Genomic DNA, 14,527 nt, shown 5'->3' with positions numbered 1-14,527 from the left:
TGAAAATTGGCGAAAGCGGAATGGACAGCCAATCTCCCCCCTTGCGGGGGAGATGTCCGGCAGGACAGAGGGGGGTGTTCAAGCGCTGACGTCGAGAGGAACTTTTGTCGAGAGAGCCATCCTTGCCAGTTGAAGCCGCACCACCCGTCCTGCTCGCCGTCCAAGGCGTCACCAAGCATTTTTCCGGCGTCACCGCGCTTAGCGATGTCTCGCTCGACATCCGCCCCGGCGAAATCCTCGGCCTGCTTGGCGAGAACGGCGCAGGCAAATCGACGCTGCTCAAAATCCTCTCGGGTGTCATGCCGCCGTCGAGCGGCCATATCAGTTTCGATGGCGCCGACTACCAGCCGTCGAGCCCGCAGGATGCCAAGCGGCTCGGCATTGTCACCATCTACCAGGAACTCAGCCTCATCCCGACGCTGACGGTGGCGGAAAACATTTTCATCGGCCGCGCGCCGACCGGCCCGTTCGGGCTGGTGAGCTGGAAGCGCATGGAGCGGGATTCCCGCGATATCATCGCCCGCGTCGGCCTCTCCATCGACCCGATGACGCCGGTGTCGGCGCTGTCGGTGGCCGAGCAGCAGCTGGTCGAGATCGCGCGGGCGCTGTCGCTGAAAAGCCGGCTGATCATCATGGACGAGCCGACCTCGGCGCTGACCGAAACCGAGGTGCAGCGGCTGTTGTCGATCATGGACCGGCTGCGACAGGACAAGGTCGCCATCATGTTCGTCACCCACCGGCTGGAAGAAGCATCCGCTATTTGCGACCGCATGACCGTGCTGCGCGACGGCAGGCTGGCAGGACATCTCGACCGCCAGGGCGGGCCGATCGCACTGCCAAGGATCATCGAGAAGATGGTCGGCCGCGCGGCCTCCGAGCTTTATGCGCGGCCGGCGCAGCGCGCGGTGGCCGGCGATGTCGTGCTGTCGGTGCGCGGTTTGCGCACCGTGCGCGACCCCGAGGCGCCGCACGCCATCGTGCTCGACGATGTCGACATCGACCTCAAGGCAGGCGAGATCCTTGGCGTTGCCGGCCTCGTCGGCTCCGGCCGCACCGAGCTGGCGCGCGCCATTTTCGGCGCCGACCGGATCGCTGCGGGAACCATCACGCTCGACGGCCGACAAATCGCGCCGGCCTCGCCGGCGGATGCCATCGCGCTCGGCATCGGCCTGGTACCGGAGGACCGCAAGCACCAGGCGATCTTTGCGGCACTTGGCATCCTGCCGAATTTCTCCGTCGCCTCGCTCGGCCGCTTCAGCAACGGTTTTGGGTTCATGGCCGAGCGACGCGAGCGCGATGCGCTGTCCGGTTTCCGCAAGATGCTGTCGATCCGCATGGCTTCGGCCGAGCAGGCGATCGAAGGCCTGTCGGGCGGCAACCAGCAGAAGGTGATCCTGGCGCGCTGGCTGGCACGCGACCCGAAAGTGCTGATCGTCGACGAACCGACGCGTGGCGTCGATGTCGGCGCCAAGGCCGAGGTGCACCAAATCCTGGTGCAATTGGCAGCGCGCGGCATCGCGGTGATGATGATCTCGTCCGAACTGCCCGAGGTGCTGGCGGTGTCGGACCGCATCGTCACCATGCGCCGGGGCCGCATCACCGGGCAGATGCCGGGCGTCGAGGCGAACGAGGAAAAACTGATGGAACTGATGGCGCTCGACAAGCAAGGTTCAGGGCAGGACGAGGGGCAGATGCGAGACGAGGGGCGGGCACGATGAGCGTGACGGAACAGAACGAGCGCGGCGGCATCAACTTCGCGCGGCTGCTGATGAGCTTCGGGCCGCTGCTGTTCCTGGCCGCACTCGTGGTCGTCTTCACAGTGCTGAAGCCGAGCTTCATCGACCCGATCAACCTGTTCAACATCACGCGCCAGATCTCGATCACCGGGCTGATCGCGCTCGGCATGACCTTCGTCATCCTCACTGCCGGCATCGATCTCTCGGTCGGCTCGCTGCTCGCCTTTTGCGGCATGGTCGCCGCGGTGGTCGCCAAGGGCGGCACCGCCAACACGCTGTCGCTGTCGACCTCGGGCACGCAAGGGTTTGGGTGGTTTGCCGCCCTGCTCGCCGCCGTCGTGGTGGGCGCGGCGGCCGGCGGCGTGCAGGGCCTGGCCATCACAAGGCTGAAAGTGCCGCCCTTCGTCGTCACGCTGGGCGGGCTGACGGTGTTTCGCGGGCTGACGCTGACCATCTCCAACGGCGGCCCGATCTCGGGCTTCGACGCTTCGATGCGCTGGTTCGGCACCGGGCTGATCGGCCCGGTGCCGGTGCCGGCGCTGATCTTCGCGGCGGCCGCGATCCTGTGCCACATCGTGCTGCGCTACACGCGCTATGGCCGTGCCGTCTATGCCGTCGGCGGCAATGCCGAGGCGGCACGGCTGTCCGGCCTGCGCGTCGACCGCATCCTGGTCTCGGTCTATGTCATCGTCGGCTTCTTCGCCGGGCTTGCCGCCTTCGTGCTGTCGGCCAGGCTGAACTCCTCGGAAGCGGTTGCCGGCATCGGCTACGAGCTGACGGTGATCTCGGCCGTCGTCATCGGCGGCACTTCGCTGTTCGGCGGCATTGGCTCGGTCGGCGGCACGGTGGTCGGCGCGGCGCTGATCGGGGTGCTGCAGAACGGGCTGCAGTTCAACAACGTGTCGTCCTACACGCAAAGCATCGTGATCGGGCTGATCCTGATCCTGGCGGTGGCGTTCGATAGGTGGCTTAAGTCGCGGGTGAGGCGGTGAGGAGAGGTTTGCGCCTGGGCCTCTGTCCGGCAGGTCAGAGGGGGGCGTCTCGCCATGCAGTTTGCCAGGAGGCTCCCTCGCATTCCTTGCAATAAAACCGTCCTTTGCTAGAAAGAATTGGGGCGGGTGGCATCGTGAGAGAGCCTCATGTTTGCCGACATCATCAGACCGATCAGCTTGAGTTTTACGCTGCTGCGGCGGTTTTGGCCGCAGCTCGTCGCGCTGGTGCTGGCAGGCGTGCTGGCCGGCGATATCCTGCTGCAACTGGCGGCGAAGGTGGCGCTTGCCAATCATTTCGCCGGGCTCGCCATGCTGACGCTGGTGGCGCTGGCGCGGCTGGTGGTGACGGTGGCGATGTTCCACGTGCTGCGGCCGGGCCTGCCCAATGTGCTTGCCGCGCAGCGCAGCGCGGACAAGGCCGCGACCGCCGACAGCCATAACAATGCCGCGGACCGGCGCGGCTCGCGGCTGGTGCGCATGATCACCATCGCGTTGTTGCCGTTCTTCGCCTACTACGCCGCATGGGGGTTCCTTGGCGACATCGTGCGGCAATATTCGCGCGAAACGCTCGACCAGGCCGATTTCGGCCAGAGCGCCAATGTGCTCGATGTGCTCGATTCGCGCTGGCTGCTGGTCTCGGTGGCGGTGTCCTGGCTGATCCGCCGGCTGGCCAAATTCATGCAGGGCAAGACCAAGGCCCTTTCGTTCTGGCAGATCGTGGTGGTGATCTGCGAGACCAACTGGATCTTCGTCGGTCTTTACGTGATCAGCCGCTGGAAGGACTCGGCGCTGCAATGGCTGTTGAGCCGCAATTTCTGGTCGGCCGTGCAGGCGTCGGTCGACGGGCTGACGGGCCCGGTGCCGATGGCGACGGCGGCACCCGTGGTGCCGGTCGAGATCACCTCGATCGCGCCGTCGACGGTCGCGGTGAACCTTTTCTTCTACATGCTGCTGCCGCTGATCTGGCTGGTCATGGCGGCGCTGATCTATGGCTATGATGTGCGCGACGACGCCGCTCTGATGCGCGTGCACGGCCGGCTGGAGCGGTTCGGCCAGCGCTATGCCGGCCTGCCGAAATTCCTGCGCGACTTCGTCGAGCATTTCGTCAAGGGCTACCGCTCGCGCTACCTGCCGATCGCCAACGGCGTGCGGCTGACGGTGAGTTCGAGCCTGGTGCTTCTGTGCACGCTGGTTGTCGGTTACCGCTTGCTCGACTGGGGTGCTGCCTGGCTGTGGCTGGGCGCGACGCGGCTGATCGGCCCGCACGAGCTCGAAGTCTGGCAGATCTTCTCGCGCGGCGTGACGCTGCTGTTCGGCAGTCCGTTCCAGGATTCCTCCACCGGCATGCTGATCGAGCCGCTGCGGATTTGCTTTCTCGCCGCCGTGCTGGAGACGGCGTTTTCGCTGTCGAAGGGGATGGGGACGGTAAAGGCTGACGCGGCGTAGAAGAGCGTTCTTCTCCCCGTCGCTATACGGGGAGAAGGTGCCGGCAGGCGGATGAGGGGCGGCGCCGACGCGAAAGAATTGAGCTTGGATATGCAAGCCGGCGCTGACAGCGACATTTGGCAAATCAGCCGCTTACCGAAGCGTTGGCTGCCCCTCATTGCCCTGCCGGGCATTTCTCCCCGTATAGTGACGGGGAGAAAGTAGCTACTTCGGCGGTCGCTGAAAACGCAGGTACCACGGCCGCTCGCTGCCGAGTCCGACGGCGGGGCGGATGGTCTTGATGGCATCCTCGGGCACGATGAAGATGTCGCCGATAGTGATGACGTCGCCCTTCCTGGCGCCGGAGAAGATCGCCGAGGTGCAGTTCATGACGCCGTCCGGCAGGCTGACGCCCGAGATGAAGTCGGGCAGCCAGCGGCGCCCCTGCGGCGTCGGTCAGCATCAGCTTGCAGCCCAGCCACTGCTTCTGCAGGTCGGTGTCGCCGATGGTTACGGAGAAGGTGGCGATGACGGCGAAGGCATGGTCGGGCAAGCGGCCGGCCTTGCCGCCGCGCAGGTCGGCCAGCCGCCAGTCGCTGCCGCCGAACGGCACAGATTGGCCGAAGTCGACATCCCTGGCGACGAGATCCTCGCCGCGCAGCCATGCGCGCACGCTGTCGTAGCTGGTCTCTGCCAGCGTCAGCGGCAGCAGGATGGCAAGTGCCGCCAGGCTGAGCCGGCGCCATTTTTTCTCGGCCTGCGCATTGGTGGTGGCTGGCTCCTCATTGGTGGAAACGGCGGTCATGTTCCACCTTGCTGCGCGTCCAGATCAAATTCCGGTACGATGTCGGCCGGCTGACCGTCTGCCCCGGTCTGTACGGCGTCGAGACTGATACGGGCCTGGGCGTCGAGCGGACCGAACCGACGCGAGGCGATCAGCAGCCTGGCGCCGCGGATCTGGTCGGATGGCACTTCGAAGACGAACAGGCCGCGTTTTTCGAGGCCCGGATCGACACCATGCGGCGGCATGTCCTGGCGATAGCCGAGCCGCTCCGTCTGGTGGTAGCGCAGCCCGGTCGGGCCTTGCCAGGTGCCGTCGGCGATCGCGGTGGAGGAGCCGGTGGCGGCGAGGTTTGTCGTCACCACCGCCCACAGGCCGCCGGTCGTCAAAAGCTTCTCCTGGCCGAACTGGTTGGTCTTGAGCTTGCGGGCAAAGACGATCTTGTCCAGGCGGACATCGAAGCTGCGTGCCCGCACCGTGTCGTGCATGGCGCCATCGACCGGGATCGGCGCGGTGAGGTCGGCATAATGCGGCTTGGAGACCTGCATGCCATAGCTCAGCGCGACTGTGGCGGCGAGAATCACGAGATTGCCGAGGACGCGGATTCTCATGATCCGCTCCCCGGCGTCTCGGTCGCCGGCACATCGGCGACCGGCAAGGTGACGGTGCCGAGACGCTAGGGATTGTACCAGCCGGGCGTGCCGTAGAGATTGTCGCGCGGCTTGAATCTCGGCGGTAATGCCGAAGGCGAGCGTTGGTGGGACGGCCGCATCGCCGGCCAGCGGCCAGACATAGGCCATGCGCTCGGTCATGCCGGGGTGCAGTTCCGGCGTCAGCGTCGCATCGCGGGTTAGCGCGATCATCGGCTGACCGCCGGGCAGGTCGATCCCGTCCGGCTTGAAGACGTCGAAATAGGCCTTGTCGGATTGGGCGGTGCGGTTGGTCATGTCGGCTTCCAGCACCAGCGCCTTCTGGCCGGGCTTCAAGGGCACGCCATAAACCTTGGCATGGCTGACATAGGCGTGCACCGGCCGCACGCGCCAGCGCCCGGCATCGATGGGGGTGTCCGGTGGCAGTTGCGGCGGTGCGTGGGCGGGCAGGGCGCCGAAGGCTCCCATCAGGCCGGCGACGAACAGGGCGGCAATGGTTCCCGCGCCGGCCGTTATCCAGGTCTGAAGTCTTGAGCGGGCAGTCTTGAACATTCCAAACTATGCACGTCGAACGAACAGCCACCCGTAGGCAATGTAGAAAGAAAAAACGACTGATGGAACCCGCAAATGGCTGGTCCAGGCGTGCCTGCCTCAGGCTGCTTCGAGCGCCCACAGACGGTGTGCGTAGCGGCGGAAGAAGCGCGCCACGAGCCGCTGCTGCCTGGCCCGGACCAGATCGGGCAGGCGACGCTCCTGGCGCCAGCGCGGCATGTTGCGCCAGCAGGCGATGAAATGGGCGGTGTCCTCGATAGCTTCTTGCGCCGTCAGCGCCGGGCCTATCGCGGCCAGGAACAAGAGCTGCGACTGTTTCAGGTCGTCGATAACGGCCTTGCGCCTGAGATGATCCTGCCGGGCGTGCGCGATGCCGTTGCGGCGGATCGCCTCGAAGGCCTGGAGCAAGGCAGGACTGTCGCCGGTGTAGCCGCAGGCGCGGGCGAAATCGGCGTCATCCATCGTGGCTCCCGTGTCTGGCGCGGCGCTCGCCGGCCGACTCACATCTGTGAGGACGCGCAAGCATAACTCAAAAATACGGAGAAGGGAAACTTTTGGGAAAGTCTTGAAAGTGCGACTCGACTCTCGATGCAAAACGCAGGAATATAAGAACAAATCACGAACAAAAGACGAGGAGGGGCGATGGCGTTGCCGGGCAGGGAAGCAGTAATGGCGCAGGTCGCTTCGATCTCCGTCGAATGCGCCGATTGCGGCCGCAACAGGTGGTGGCGGGCCGATCAGCTGAAGCGGTTCGGGGTGAATGGCAACACGCCGCTGGCCGCGCTTTCGGGTCGCATCGTGTGTTCCGCCTGCCGCGCCGACGGGCTGCCGGGTACGGCGGTGTCGATCCAGGCCGCGTTCATCGACGAGCGCCAGCGCGTCCGCAGCGAAGCGCAAATGCTGAGCGACCGCGAGGTGCCGCTGGAGGGGACGAGGCGGGCTTGATGGAGTGGCGCTGGTTCTTCCTTCTCCCCTTGTGGGAGAAGGTGGATTGGCGCGTAGCGCCAATACGGATGAGGGGTGTTCCAGGGAACGCCGACGTCTCGTCGCTATGGATCTCAAGAATGGTCTAGTTGGGTGAGAGCGCAAGATCTCCAGCGCCTCATTCCGTGACGCACCCCTCATCCGTCTCGGCGCTGGCGCGCCGATCCACCTTCTCCCGCAAGGGGAGAAGGAAGGGCGCCCGCTTCTAATACCCCAGCAATTCCTTGAGCGGTATAACCCGCCATACGTGTTTGATGGCGTAGCGGTTGAAGGTCAGTGTCTTCGGCGGATTGTACTGTTCGACCACCAGTTCGCCCGCCGTGCGCTTGACCAGCTTCTTGATGAAGGCCTTGCCGTTGCGCTCGTTCTCTTCCGGGAAGGTCTCGATCACCACATGGTCGCCGGGGACGGCATCGCGGCCGCCGCAATAGAGCATTTCGCCGGGCTCGTAGCGCGGCACCATGGAATCCGAAAGCACGTGTAGTGCAAACACTTTTCGCAGATGCGCGATACCGGGCGGGCGCTGGACGTAGCCGGCAACCTCGCCGTTGAAGGTGAAGTCGCCATCGTCGCCTCCGACGGCCGCGCCCAGAAGCTCGATGTCCATCGGTCCGGCGGGCAGGGGCCCGGCATCGGTGACGATCTCGGCGTCGGCCACCGGACCGGCATCGTCGAGGAAGACGACCTGCCCTTGGCCGAGCGCGACTGGGTCGACGCGCAGGAAGGCGGCGGTCTTCAACAGGTTCTCGGTCTTGGGCAGATTGCGGCCGGTTTCCCAATTGCCGACGGCGGCGACATCGGTGTCGTTGTGCTCGGCGATGTGGCGCATGACCAGGCCGCGTTGCTTGCGCGCCTGGCGGATCGCCGCCCCGACCTTGATCGACAGTTCCGTTTTTGCCATGGCACCCATGTGAGCGATGAAAGCTGCTCTCGTCTATGAAAGAATGGCTTGCATATGTTTTTGAGTTATGCTTATATCTGGCCATGCAAAACCTGTCCAGCTTCGATGGCGCGGTAGCGCCGGCCTCTTGCGAGGCGCTTCCGACGGCTGAAGTCGCCAGCCATTCCCTTCCGCTCCGGCCGTCCTCCTCCCCGGCCGGAGTGAAGCCCGAGGCCCCGTGCTTGATTGCACCAGCCTCGGGTCCGGTCCGCCCGTCAGCGGCGACCGGAACGGCCGGAGTCGCCGCTCCCCTCGGCTCCGGCCCCCAATTCGACGCATGTGTCCCGGGCGATCCTGCATCCGCACGCAGGACGGCACCGTCATCCTGCTGGAGCCCGCAACGGGCAGGGCGGTGTCCGCCTCCGATAGAAAGACGGCCGAGGCGCGGCTTGCGCGCCTCGCCGGGCAATCGATCCGCTTCGGCTGATCGCCGGCGAGAAGCCGGCGTTCGCATCGAACACCCTGACCGCGGCCCAGACCGGGCCCAACCCTGACGCCTGGCCGACGGCGCGCTTTCAAGCGTGGCCGAAGGCGGATCTTTGGATGGAGCCTGGACATGGCAAGCTATACAGACGCCGAACTGCAGGAGATCGCCCGCTGGCTGAAGGAGGGGCTTTCGGCCTCGAGGATCGCCGCCGCGTTCAGTGCGCTGCGCGGCAGCCCGGTTTCGCGCAATGCCATCATCGGCATCGTCCACCGCAACGCCATGCTGGGTGCGGTCGGCTTTGCCAACCGCGGGGGACCGCCGGCCAGCGTCAAGCGGGTTGCGGTGAAGAGCAGGCGACAAGGCCGAACGCGGGAAAAGAGTAGGGCAACCGGCAAGGTTGCCGTGGAAAAATTGCCCGACGCACAAATGGCCGGGGGCGGCGCCGCTCGCAAAATCCAGACCAGGCCTGATCCTTCGCCGGCCTGGCTGCCTACGCGTCGGTTGGTGCGCGAGGTGGGTGTGCTGATCGCCGATGGCGAGGCCTATCGCCTGGAGGTGCCGGCGCCGCAGCGCGTACCCATCGGCCGTCAGCCGCATGGCGTGGCGATGCGGTTCATCGACTGCCTGTTTTCCCGCTGCCGCGCACCGCTGGACATGGCGCTGGAGGAAGACCCCGAGAAGGATGCACCAGGCGGGCGGCCGGGCGCCGACATGCTGTGCTGCGGCATGCGCATCAAGGCGCTGAAAAGCTATTGCAGCTATCACCAGGCGCGATTCCAGCGGCGGGTTTGCGGGGTAACGCCCGGATAACCGAAGGGACGCGAACGCAAATCGTGCAGGTGTCCGCCAGCCGGCGGATTTGAGGATTTCAAATGAAACAAGCCCGGCACGAACGAACTCTCGCCGCCCTATTTCGGCATCTGCCGTCCCTGTTTGGGCAGGCGGCTTTGCGCTGTCCGGGCCTCGAGCGTCATCGCCGGACCGCTGTCTCCAACCAAAATGCCGGCGACACGGGCAAAGCCTGTGAACACTTTTATCGCATCGGATTCCGATATCTGCGCGGCAATGGCCGCGCTGCAGGCGTTGAGCGCGCTGCGGTAGACGTGGCCGCGCCGCTCGATCGGCCAGCGTTGCAGGAAATCGGCGGCGTCGGCCACGTTGTCGATCTCCTCGACATGGCCGTCCAGGCAGACTTTAAGCGGCACTCCGGTTTTCATCGTACCCACGGCGTTCACCTTCGGTCTTGCAGTGCGCGCGGCTTTCAAGCCGACGCTCATAAACGCGCGAGACCAGCAGGCGGTTGCATGGCGGTCGGACCTGCCTCACGGGCGGGCGGCGGCGTCCAGCCAGTCATGCGCACGGCTTCTCCGCCTGGCCACCAATATGCCCTGCTGCCCGGCGGCGCGGATGAATGCTTCGAAGGCGGTGCGCGGGCAGCAACTGCCCTCGACCGCCAGCCGCACCAGCCGTGCGGCGTCGAGATAGCCGGGCGAGGTTTTGTCGGGCCATTGCTGCCGAAGCGCCGTCGCGGCATCGGCCACCGAGCCGACCAACATGGTCTTGTTGTCGCAGAAGCGCAGCGTCACGGGCATGAAGGCCGTCATCGGCAATTCTCTCCTTGGAATCGACGCGAAACAACGTGCGGGCTGGAGGCTGGTTCCATCAACCGTGACCATGAGCGCGGCGCGGAGGCGGGCATGAGCGAACGGCCGTTTATGCCGCTCCCCGTCTCCGATTTCGTCGGCGACATGATGTCCTTCTCCACCGCACGAACCGGTGGCGAGGCGTGGGGCGCAAGCGCTCGCGAAGCCGACGGGATGATCATCCCGCCAGCCTCTCCAACCACCCCAAGAACCCAAGGAGCCAACCAATGCCCAAAAAAGCCAAAGCCGCCAAACCGCAGGCGCCGAAACTGCCGAAGGGCGAGGCCGAGCAGGTGCGCATCCGCCGCGAGGTCGGCCACGATTTCGCGCTAAGGGATGACGCCTTCGGCCGCAAGCGGCTCAACGCCGGAACGCAGGAGGCACGGCGCGTCTACGAAGTGTCGAATGACGGTTTCACCTCCACCGGCGGCATCGTACGGGTGCGCAATGTCGATCCGCTCACGGGCATCACCTCGCTGTCGCGCCAGCAGCGTGAGGCCGGCCAGCGCTACCGCGAGGATTTCCAGTGCAGCCAGCAGGCGAGCGTCAAGCCCATGCGCTGGACCGAACGCGTCGACGGCGGTCGCCAGGGCGGCGGCATTGCCGACAGCGTGCTGGACGCCGGCCGCGCCAACGCCGCCGCCACAAGGGCGCTCGGCCACTGGGAGGTCGCCGCCGTGGTGCAAAAGGTCTGCTGTGCCGGCGGGTCGATCAAGAGCCTGGCCGAACAGACCGACGAGGGCCGGGACGTTGTGACCAAGCTCTTGAAGGTGGGGCTGGATCTGCTGGCGGTGCACTACGGGATGATGATGGGGCGGTGAGCGTGGGATAACGGCGCAAAAACCCGACCGGCAGATGCCGGCCGGGTCAGTTTCAGAAGGTCAGGTCAGCCGCAGACGCGGATTTCCTCAACGATCCTGTGGTGGTGGCGCCAGTGTCTGACCACTTCGATGTGGCAACGGTGGTGCCTGTAGGAATAACCCCGGTGGTGCCGATAAAAATAACCCGGCCTGTAGCCGTTGTCGTAGTCGTCGTCGTAGGGGCTATAGACGTAGCGACTGCCATAACCGCCATAGCCATCGTAATAATCGTTGCCGTAATAATCGTTATAGCCGCCGCCGATGCCGATAAAAACGTGACTGCGCGCATCCGCCGGGGCGATCATCGCCGCCGCCGAAGCAATGGCGATAACCGAGACGAGTAGGAGCTTCTTCATGGCTACCTCCTTTTCAAGGTTGGCCTAATATAAACTCCCGAGATGCAGCCTCGTTCCGAAAATTCGCCAGCTGTGACGAACCAGGCGTTCACCGGAGCGACCGATGCAATGGGGCGGTGAGGGGGGCGGCTCAGAAACGTGTCTTGGCTACCGAGCCCAATCCGCGTCGATTTCGGTTGGCTTTGGCAGCCGAGATCGACGCAGCACGACGAGGCCGACTGCGAAGGTTATGATGTAGATCAAGAGGCCAACATGCCCCCCAAGGTTTGGCTGCCTCCATATTCCCATGCGCGTAACGCTCGACCACAGGGAGAAGGAAAGAGCGCTCTTCCACTTCCCTAAAACAGCGCCTTCTCCAGTGGTCCTTCCAGCGTTTTTGCAAAGGCTGTCGCCAGATGGTGCCGGTCGCGGAAGGCGAGTTTGCCGTTGATGAAGACGTGGCATTCGGTGGCGCCGCAGAAGCGGTCGGTCAGGTCGACGTAAAGCGTGCCGGGCACGCTTTTCACCACGGCGCGCTCGGCCGCCGCCACCCCGTCATTGGCGGCCTCGGCCCTTGGCGTGTCGCAGCGCGAGGGTGCCTCGCGCCACCACAGGGCGCGGGCCACGCAGGAGTCGGCGAAGCTGTCGCTGATCGGCGTGTCGCGGATGACGGCGGTCTCGACGCCGGCCTGGCTGAAGGCCTGCAAGGTGGAGCGCAGGCCGGCCTGCCAGCGCGCGGTCTCGGCTTCGCGGGTGGCGTCGGGCATGTCGCGGGTCAGATTGCCGAAAGAGAATTCCGAGATCACCACCAGGCGCGGCTTGCGGCGGATGATTTCTCCAATCGCCTGTTCGCGCCAGGCGTCGCATTCGGTGTAGTAGCGCTTCAGCACCGCGTTGAAGGTCGAAAGCCGCGAGGCCCGGCACGAGGATTTGAGGTAGGTGACCACTTTGGTGTTGTTGCGTTTGGCCGCCTCGACCAGCGGCGTCGACCAGTGGTCGGCATGCGAATCGCCGAACAGCACGATGGTGTGGGCTGCGTCGGCTGGGCCGAACGCACAGGGTTTCGGCTTCACCGTGTTGAAATCGAGCAGGCAGCTCTTGTCGAGGGCGCGCGCGGTTGAGGGCTGCTCGGCCGCCTGCTTGATGCCGCGCTGCGCGGGGTCGATGTTGCGGGTGGCCAGATGCGCGTTGGCATAGGCCACCGCCACGCCGGCACCCGTCAGCGCCAGCGCGGGTGCCAACGCCCGGGCGCCGGCCGTCAGCCAGCCGAAACGCCGTCCCGGGTTCTCGATCAGGTGATAGCTGAACACCGACAGCGCCAGCGCCAGCGCGCCGCAACCGAGGCGCTGCGACGCATTGAGATCCGGCACCAGCATTTGCGCATAGACGATCACCGGCCAGTGCCAGAGATAGAGCGAATAGGAGAGCGCGCCGACCCATTGCAGCGGCGGCAGCGACAGTGCGGCGGCGGGCGCCCGCCAGCCTGTCAGTTCCCGCTCGCCAGCGCCGCTCAGCAGCACCAGCACCGTGCCGGCAACCGGCAACAGAGCGTACCAGCCGGGGAAGGGCAGGTCTTCGCTCAAGCAAAGGTAGGCCGCCGCGATCAGCGCCAGGCCGAGCCAGCCCTGCGCGGCCCGCAGTTGCGGCCGGCACGAGGCCGTCGGCGCCAGCGTTGCCAGGCCGCCCGCGGCGAACTCCCAGGCGCGCAGCGGCGAGAAATAGAAGGCCCAGGCCGGCGAGAGGCTGGTCAGCCACAAGCAAGCGGCGAAAGAGGCGAGGCCGGCCACGCCGATCACCGCCACGGCGGTTCGCCGGCCAGGGCGCAGCCAGGCGGCGAGCAGAAGCAGCGTCGGCCAGACGAGGTAGAATTGTTCCTCCACCGACAGCGACCAGAAGTGGATGAAGGGGTTGCTCAAGGCATCGGCGGCGAAATAGTCGAATGACCAGCGCAGCAGCCACAGATTGATCGCGTAGGCGCTGGCATACATGGCGCCGCGCGAATAGAGCGCCTGTTCCTGCGGCGCCAGGATGAAGTAGCCGACAGCCAGCGTGACCAGGATGACGAACAGGGCGGCGGGCAGAAGGCGCCGGGCGCGGCGGGCATAGAAGCGCCAGAGATCGAGCCGGCCGGTCTCCGTGATCTCCTGCATCAGATGCGTGGTGATCAGCCAGCCGGAAATGACGAAGAAGATGTCGACGCCGGCGAAGCCGCCGGGCAGCGCCGTAAGCCCGAAATGATAGGCAACGACGCCGCCGACGGCGAGCGCGCGCAACCCTTGTATGTCCGGCCGGAACGATGCCGACACGAGGCCTCCTTCGTGCAAGCCCAGCCCGCCAGCCCAGCTCGATGCAATGTCGGCCGGGACGGTCGATATCGCAATGCAACAAAATTATCGCAATGCAACATGGCCAGAAAAAGGAGGCGGGCGCCACAGGGCAGCGGAGCGGCAATGGCGTACGGCGGCGGACGAGCACCAATGCCCGACAGTCACAAAAACAGCCCCGCGAACGGGGCTGTTTGCCTGTTAAGGCGAACGGCGGGTTACTTGCTGCCGCCGTTCTGCTTCACGCTGCTGCAGAATTCAGGATGGGTGTTGGTGGGGTTGGCGTTCTTGGCCTCGTCGGCGCAGGCCGTCATCATAGCGGTCTGGTCTTCCGGCGTCAGGGCCTTCCAGGCTTTGACGAAGTCGTCGTTGCTGCGCAGCGTCTTCATGCTGGAGTCGGTGTAGAAGGGCTGCATCTTGGCCGGGTCGTCGAGAGCGGACGTGCCGGTATTGCCTGCGGCAAGAGCCGAGCCAGCGACCATAGAAAGCGTCATCGCGCCAAAACAGATCATCTTGATGTTCATGGTAGGATCCTTCCCTGTTGCCTTATGACCGTATAAGCAACGGTCAGGCCCGGAACGGGGTCGGGATAGGGAAAGTTCCGGATAGACGCGCCGTAGGCGGCGGGTTTTATCAAATATTGTTTTGCATCTTGGAAACTTTTCGCCGGTTTCTTCGTTCGCCTGCAAGTGGCCTGCCGTGGCACCATCGCGGGGGATGTTTCCGTCTGACGAAAGGCAGCCACCGGTCCAAGTCCAGGTCGTAGACTCATTACTGCGTAGCCAGATGCGGATGGCAACGAGCTTAAGGGCTGCGAGGTAGTTCTCAGCGAGCTTGTCATAGCGTGTGGCTATGCGGCGAAACTGCTTGGCCTTGTT

The 14,527-nt window shown here is 65.2% G+C and carries 15 protein-coding genes and 1 pseudogene; 6 read left to right on the top strand and 10 right to left on the bottom strand.

Annotated features, from left to right (window positions below):
• The first annotated feature begins 122 nt into the window (after positions 1-122).
• The 3 genes from FJ978_RS25670 (at position 123) to FJ978_RS25660 (ending at position 4,174) form a co-directional block, all read left to right on the top strand.
• Positions 123-1,718, top strand: coding sequence for a sugar ABC transporter ATP-binding protein (locus tag FJ978_RS25670; protein ID WP_140574910.1), 1,596 nt, complete (start codon positions 123-125; stop codon positions 1,716-1,718).
• A complete protein-coding gene (locus tag FJ978_RS25665) occupies positions 1,715-2,728 on the top strand; it encodes an ABC transporter permease (protein ID WP_013894283.1) in 1,014 nt (337 codons plus the stop codon). Before FJ978_RS25670 ends, FJ978_RS25665 begins: the two co-directional genes overlap by 4 nt.
• A 147-nt stretch (positions 2,729-2,875) precedes the next feature.
• The gene (locus FJ978_RS25660; RefSeq protein ID WP_140574907.1) at positions 2,876-4,174 is read left to right on the top strand and encodes a hypothetical protein; all 1,299 of its coding nucleotides are present in this window, start codon (positions 2,876-2,878) and stop codon (positions 4,172-4,174) included.
• A gap of 154 nt (positions 4,175-4,328) precedes the next feature.
• Here FJ978_RS25660 and FJ978_RS25655 read toward each other — a convergent pair whose 3' ends face one another.
• From FJ978_RS25655 to FJ978_RS25640, 3 genes are all read right to left on the bottom strand, one after another.
• The gene (locus FJ978_RS25655; RefSeq protein ID WP_246678204.1) at positions 4,329-4,958 is read right to left on the bottom strand and encodes a hypothetical protein; all 630 of its coding nucleotides are present in this window, start codon (positions 4,956-4,958) and stop codon (positions 4,329-4,331) included.
• Complete coding sequence (locus FJ978_RS33305; protein WP_246678203.1) at positions 4,955-6,136, bottom strand: hypothetical protein; 1,182 nt, start codon at positions 6,134-6,136, stop codon at positions 4,955-4,957. Before FJ978_RS33305 ends, FJ978_RS25655 begins: the two co-directional genes overlap by 4 nt.
• 99 nt (positions 6,137-6,235) lie before the next feature.
• A complete protein-coding gene (locus FJ978_RS25640) occupies positions 6,236-6,598 on the bottom strand; it encodes a hypothetical protein (protein ID WP_140575184.1) in 363 nt (120 codons plus the stop codon).
• 180 nt (positions 6,599-6,778) lie between these two features.
• Here FJ978_RS25640 and FJ978_RS25635 point away from each other — a divergent pair, with 180 nt between their 5' ends.
• Positions 6,779-7,081 carry a hypothetical protein gene (locus tag FJ978_RS25635; protein ID WP_140574904.1) on the top strand — a complete coding sequence of 101 codons (303 nt, stop codon included), beginning with the start codon at positions 6,779-6,781 and terminating at the stop codon, positions 7,079-7,081.
• A gap of 244 nt (positions 7,082-7,325) precedes the next feature.
• Here the strand turns inward: FJ978_RS25635 and FJ978_RS25630 are convergent, their stop codons facing one another.
• Positions 7,326-8,030 carry a helix-turn-helix transcriptional regulator gene (locus FJ978_RS25630; RefSeq protein WP_013894290.1) on the bottom strand — a complete coding sequence of 235 codons (705 nt, stop codon included), beginning with the start codon at positions 8,028-8,030 and terminating at the stop codon, positions 7,326-7,328.
• Positions 8,031-8,616: 586 nt separating this feature from the next.
• Here FJ978_RS25630 and FJ978_RS25620 point away from each other — a divergent pair.
• Positions 8,617-9,297 (top strand): GcrA family cell cycle regulator, encoded by a 681-nt coding sequence (locus FJ978_RS25620; protein ID WP_140574901.1) that lies wholly within the window; start codon positions 8,617-8,619, stop codon positions 9,295-9,297.
• Between the two features lie 98 nt (positions 9,298-9,395).
• On the opposite strand, the gene FJ978_RS25615 is transcribed toward FJ978_RS25620, so the two are convergent.
• Positions 9,396-9,764, bottom strand: coding sequence for a DUF982 domain-containing protein (locus FJ978_RS25615; protein ID WP_023767159.1), 369 nt, complete (start codon positions 9,762-9,764; stop codon positions 9,396-9,398).
• Between the two features lie 45 nt (positions 9,765-9,809).
• Positions 9,810-10,091, bottom strand: coding sequence for a DUF982 domain-containing protein (locus FJ978_RS25610; protein ID WP_023767160.1), 282 nt, complete (start codon positions 10,089-10,091; stop codon positions 9,810-9,812).
• A gap of 266 nt (positions 10,092-10,357) precedes the next feature.
• On the opposite strand from FJ978_RS25610, the gene FJ978_RS25605 reads away from it, so the two are divergent.
• Positions 10,358-10,951: a DUF6456 domain-containing protein gene (locus FJ978_RS25605; RefSeq protein WP_140574899.1), complete on the top strand. Its 594-nt coding sequence runs from the start codon at positions 10,358-10,360 to the stop codon at positions 10,949-10,951.
• Positions 10,952-11,016: 65 nt separating this feature from the next.
• Here the strand turns inward: FJ978_RS25605 and FJ978_RS25600 are convergent, their stop codons facing one another.
• The 4 genes and pseudogenes from FJ978_RS25600 to FJ978_RS25585 all read right to left on the bottom strand — a co-directional run.
• On the bottom strand, positions 11,017-11,346 hold the full coding sequence (locus FJ978_RS25600) for a hypothetical protein (RefSeq protein ID WP_013894296.1): 330 nt from the start codon (positions 11,344-11,346) through the stop codon (positions 11,017-11,019).
• Positions 11,347-11,684: 338 nt separating this feature from the next.
• Positions 11,685-13,631: an acyltransferase family protein gene (locus tag FJ978_RS25595; RefSeq protein ID WP_140574896.1), complete on the bottom strand. Its 1,947-nt coding sequence runs from the start codon at positions 13,629-13,631 to the stop codon at positions 11,685-11,687.
• Positions 13,632-13,867: 236 nt separating this feature from the next.
• A complete protein-coding gene (locus FJ978_RS25590) occupies positions 13,868-14,173 on the bottom strand; it encodes a hypothetical protein (protein WP_023767165.1) in 306 nt (101 codons plus the stop codon).
• Between the two features lie 252 nt (positions 14,174-14,425).
• A pseudogene (locus tag FJ978_RS25585) lies at positions 14,426-14,527 on the bottom strand (IS5/IS1182 family transposase); the annotation flags it as partial.

Origin of the sequence: Mesorhizobium sp. B1-1-7 (genome assembly GCF_006442705.1) — a bacterium.
Taxonomy (GTDB): Bacteria; Pseudomonadota; Alphaproteobacteria; order Rhizobiales; family Rhizobiaceae; genus Mesorhizobium; species Mesorhizobium opportunistum.
Note: the sequence above shows the minus strand (reverse complement) of the source record. Positions and strands in the feature narration are given on the sequence as shown.

What these genes read in the sequence shown, in the direction of transcription:
- FJ978_RS25665 (WP_013894283.1), top strand. Translation starts at nt 1,715, where the DNA reads ATGAGCGTGACGGAACAGAACGAGCGCGGCGGCATCAACTTCGCGCGG.
- FJ978_RS25660 (WP_140574907.1), top strand. Translation starts at nt 2,876, where the DNA reads ATGTTTGCCGACATCATCAGACCGATCAGCTTGAGTTTTACGCTGCTG.
- FJ978_RS25655 (WP_246678204.1), bottom strand. Translation starts at nt 4,958, where the DNA reads ATGACCGCCGTTTCCACCAATGAGGAGCCAGCCACCACCAATGCGCAG.
- FJ978_RS33305 (WP_246678203.1), bottom strand. Translation starts at nt 6,136, where the DNA reads ATGTTCAAGACTGCCCGCTCAAGACTTCAGACCTGGATAACGGCCGGC.
- FJ978_RS25640 (WP_140575184.1), bottom strand. Translation starts at nt 6,598, where the DNA reads ATGGATGACGCCGATTTCGCCCGCGCCTGCGGCTACACCGGCGACAGT.
- FJ978_RS25635 (WP_140574904.1), top strand. Translation starts at nt 6,779, where the DNA reads ATGGCGTTGCCGGGCAGGGAAGCAGTAATGGCGCAGGTCGCTTCGATC.
- FJ978_RS25630 (WP_013894290.1), bottom strand. Translation starts at nt 8,030, where the DNA reads ATGGGTGCCATGGCAAAAACGGAACTGTCGATCAAGGTCGGGGCGGCG.
- FJ978_RS25620 (WP_140574901.1), top strand. Translation starts at nt 8,617, where the DNA reads ATGGCAAGCTATACAGACGCCGAACTGCAGGAGATCGCCCGCTGGCTG.
- FJ978_RS25615 (WP_023767159.1), bottom strand. Translation starts at nt 9,764, where the DNA reads ATGAGCGTCGGCTTGAAAGCCGCGCGCACTGCAAGACCGAAGGTGAAC.
- FJ978_RS25610 (WP_023767160.1), bottom strand. Translation starts at nt 10,091, where the DNA reads ATGACGGCCTTCATGCCCGTGACGCTGCGCTTCTGCGACAACAAGACC.
- FJ978_RS25605 (WP_140574899.1), top strand. Translation starts at nt 10,358, where the DNA reads ATGCCCAAAAAAGCCAAAGCCGCCAAACCGCAGGCGCCGAAACTGCCG.
- FJ978_RS25600 (WP_013894296.1), bottom strand. Translation starts at nt 11,346, where the DNA reads ATGAAGAAGCTCCTACTCGTCTCGGTTATCGCCATTGCTTCGGCGGCG.
- FJ978_RS25590 (WP_023767165.1), bottom strand. Translation starts at nt 14,173, where the DNA reads ATGAACATCAAGATGATCTGTTTTGGCGCGATGACGCTTTCTATGGTC.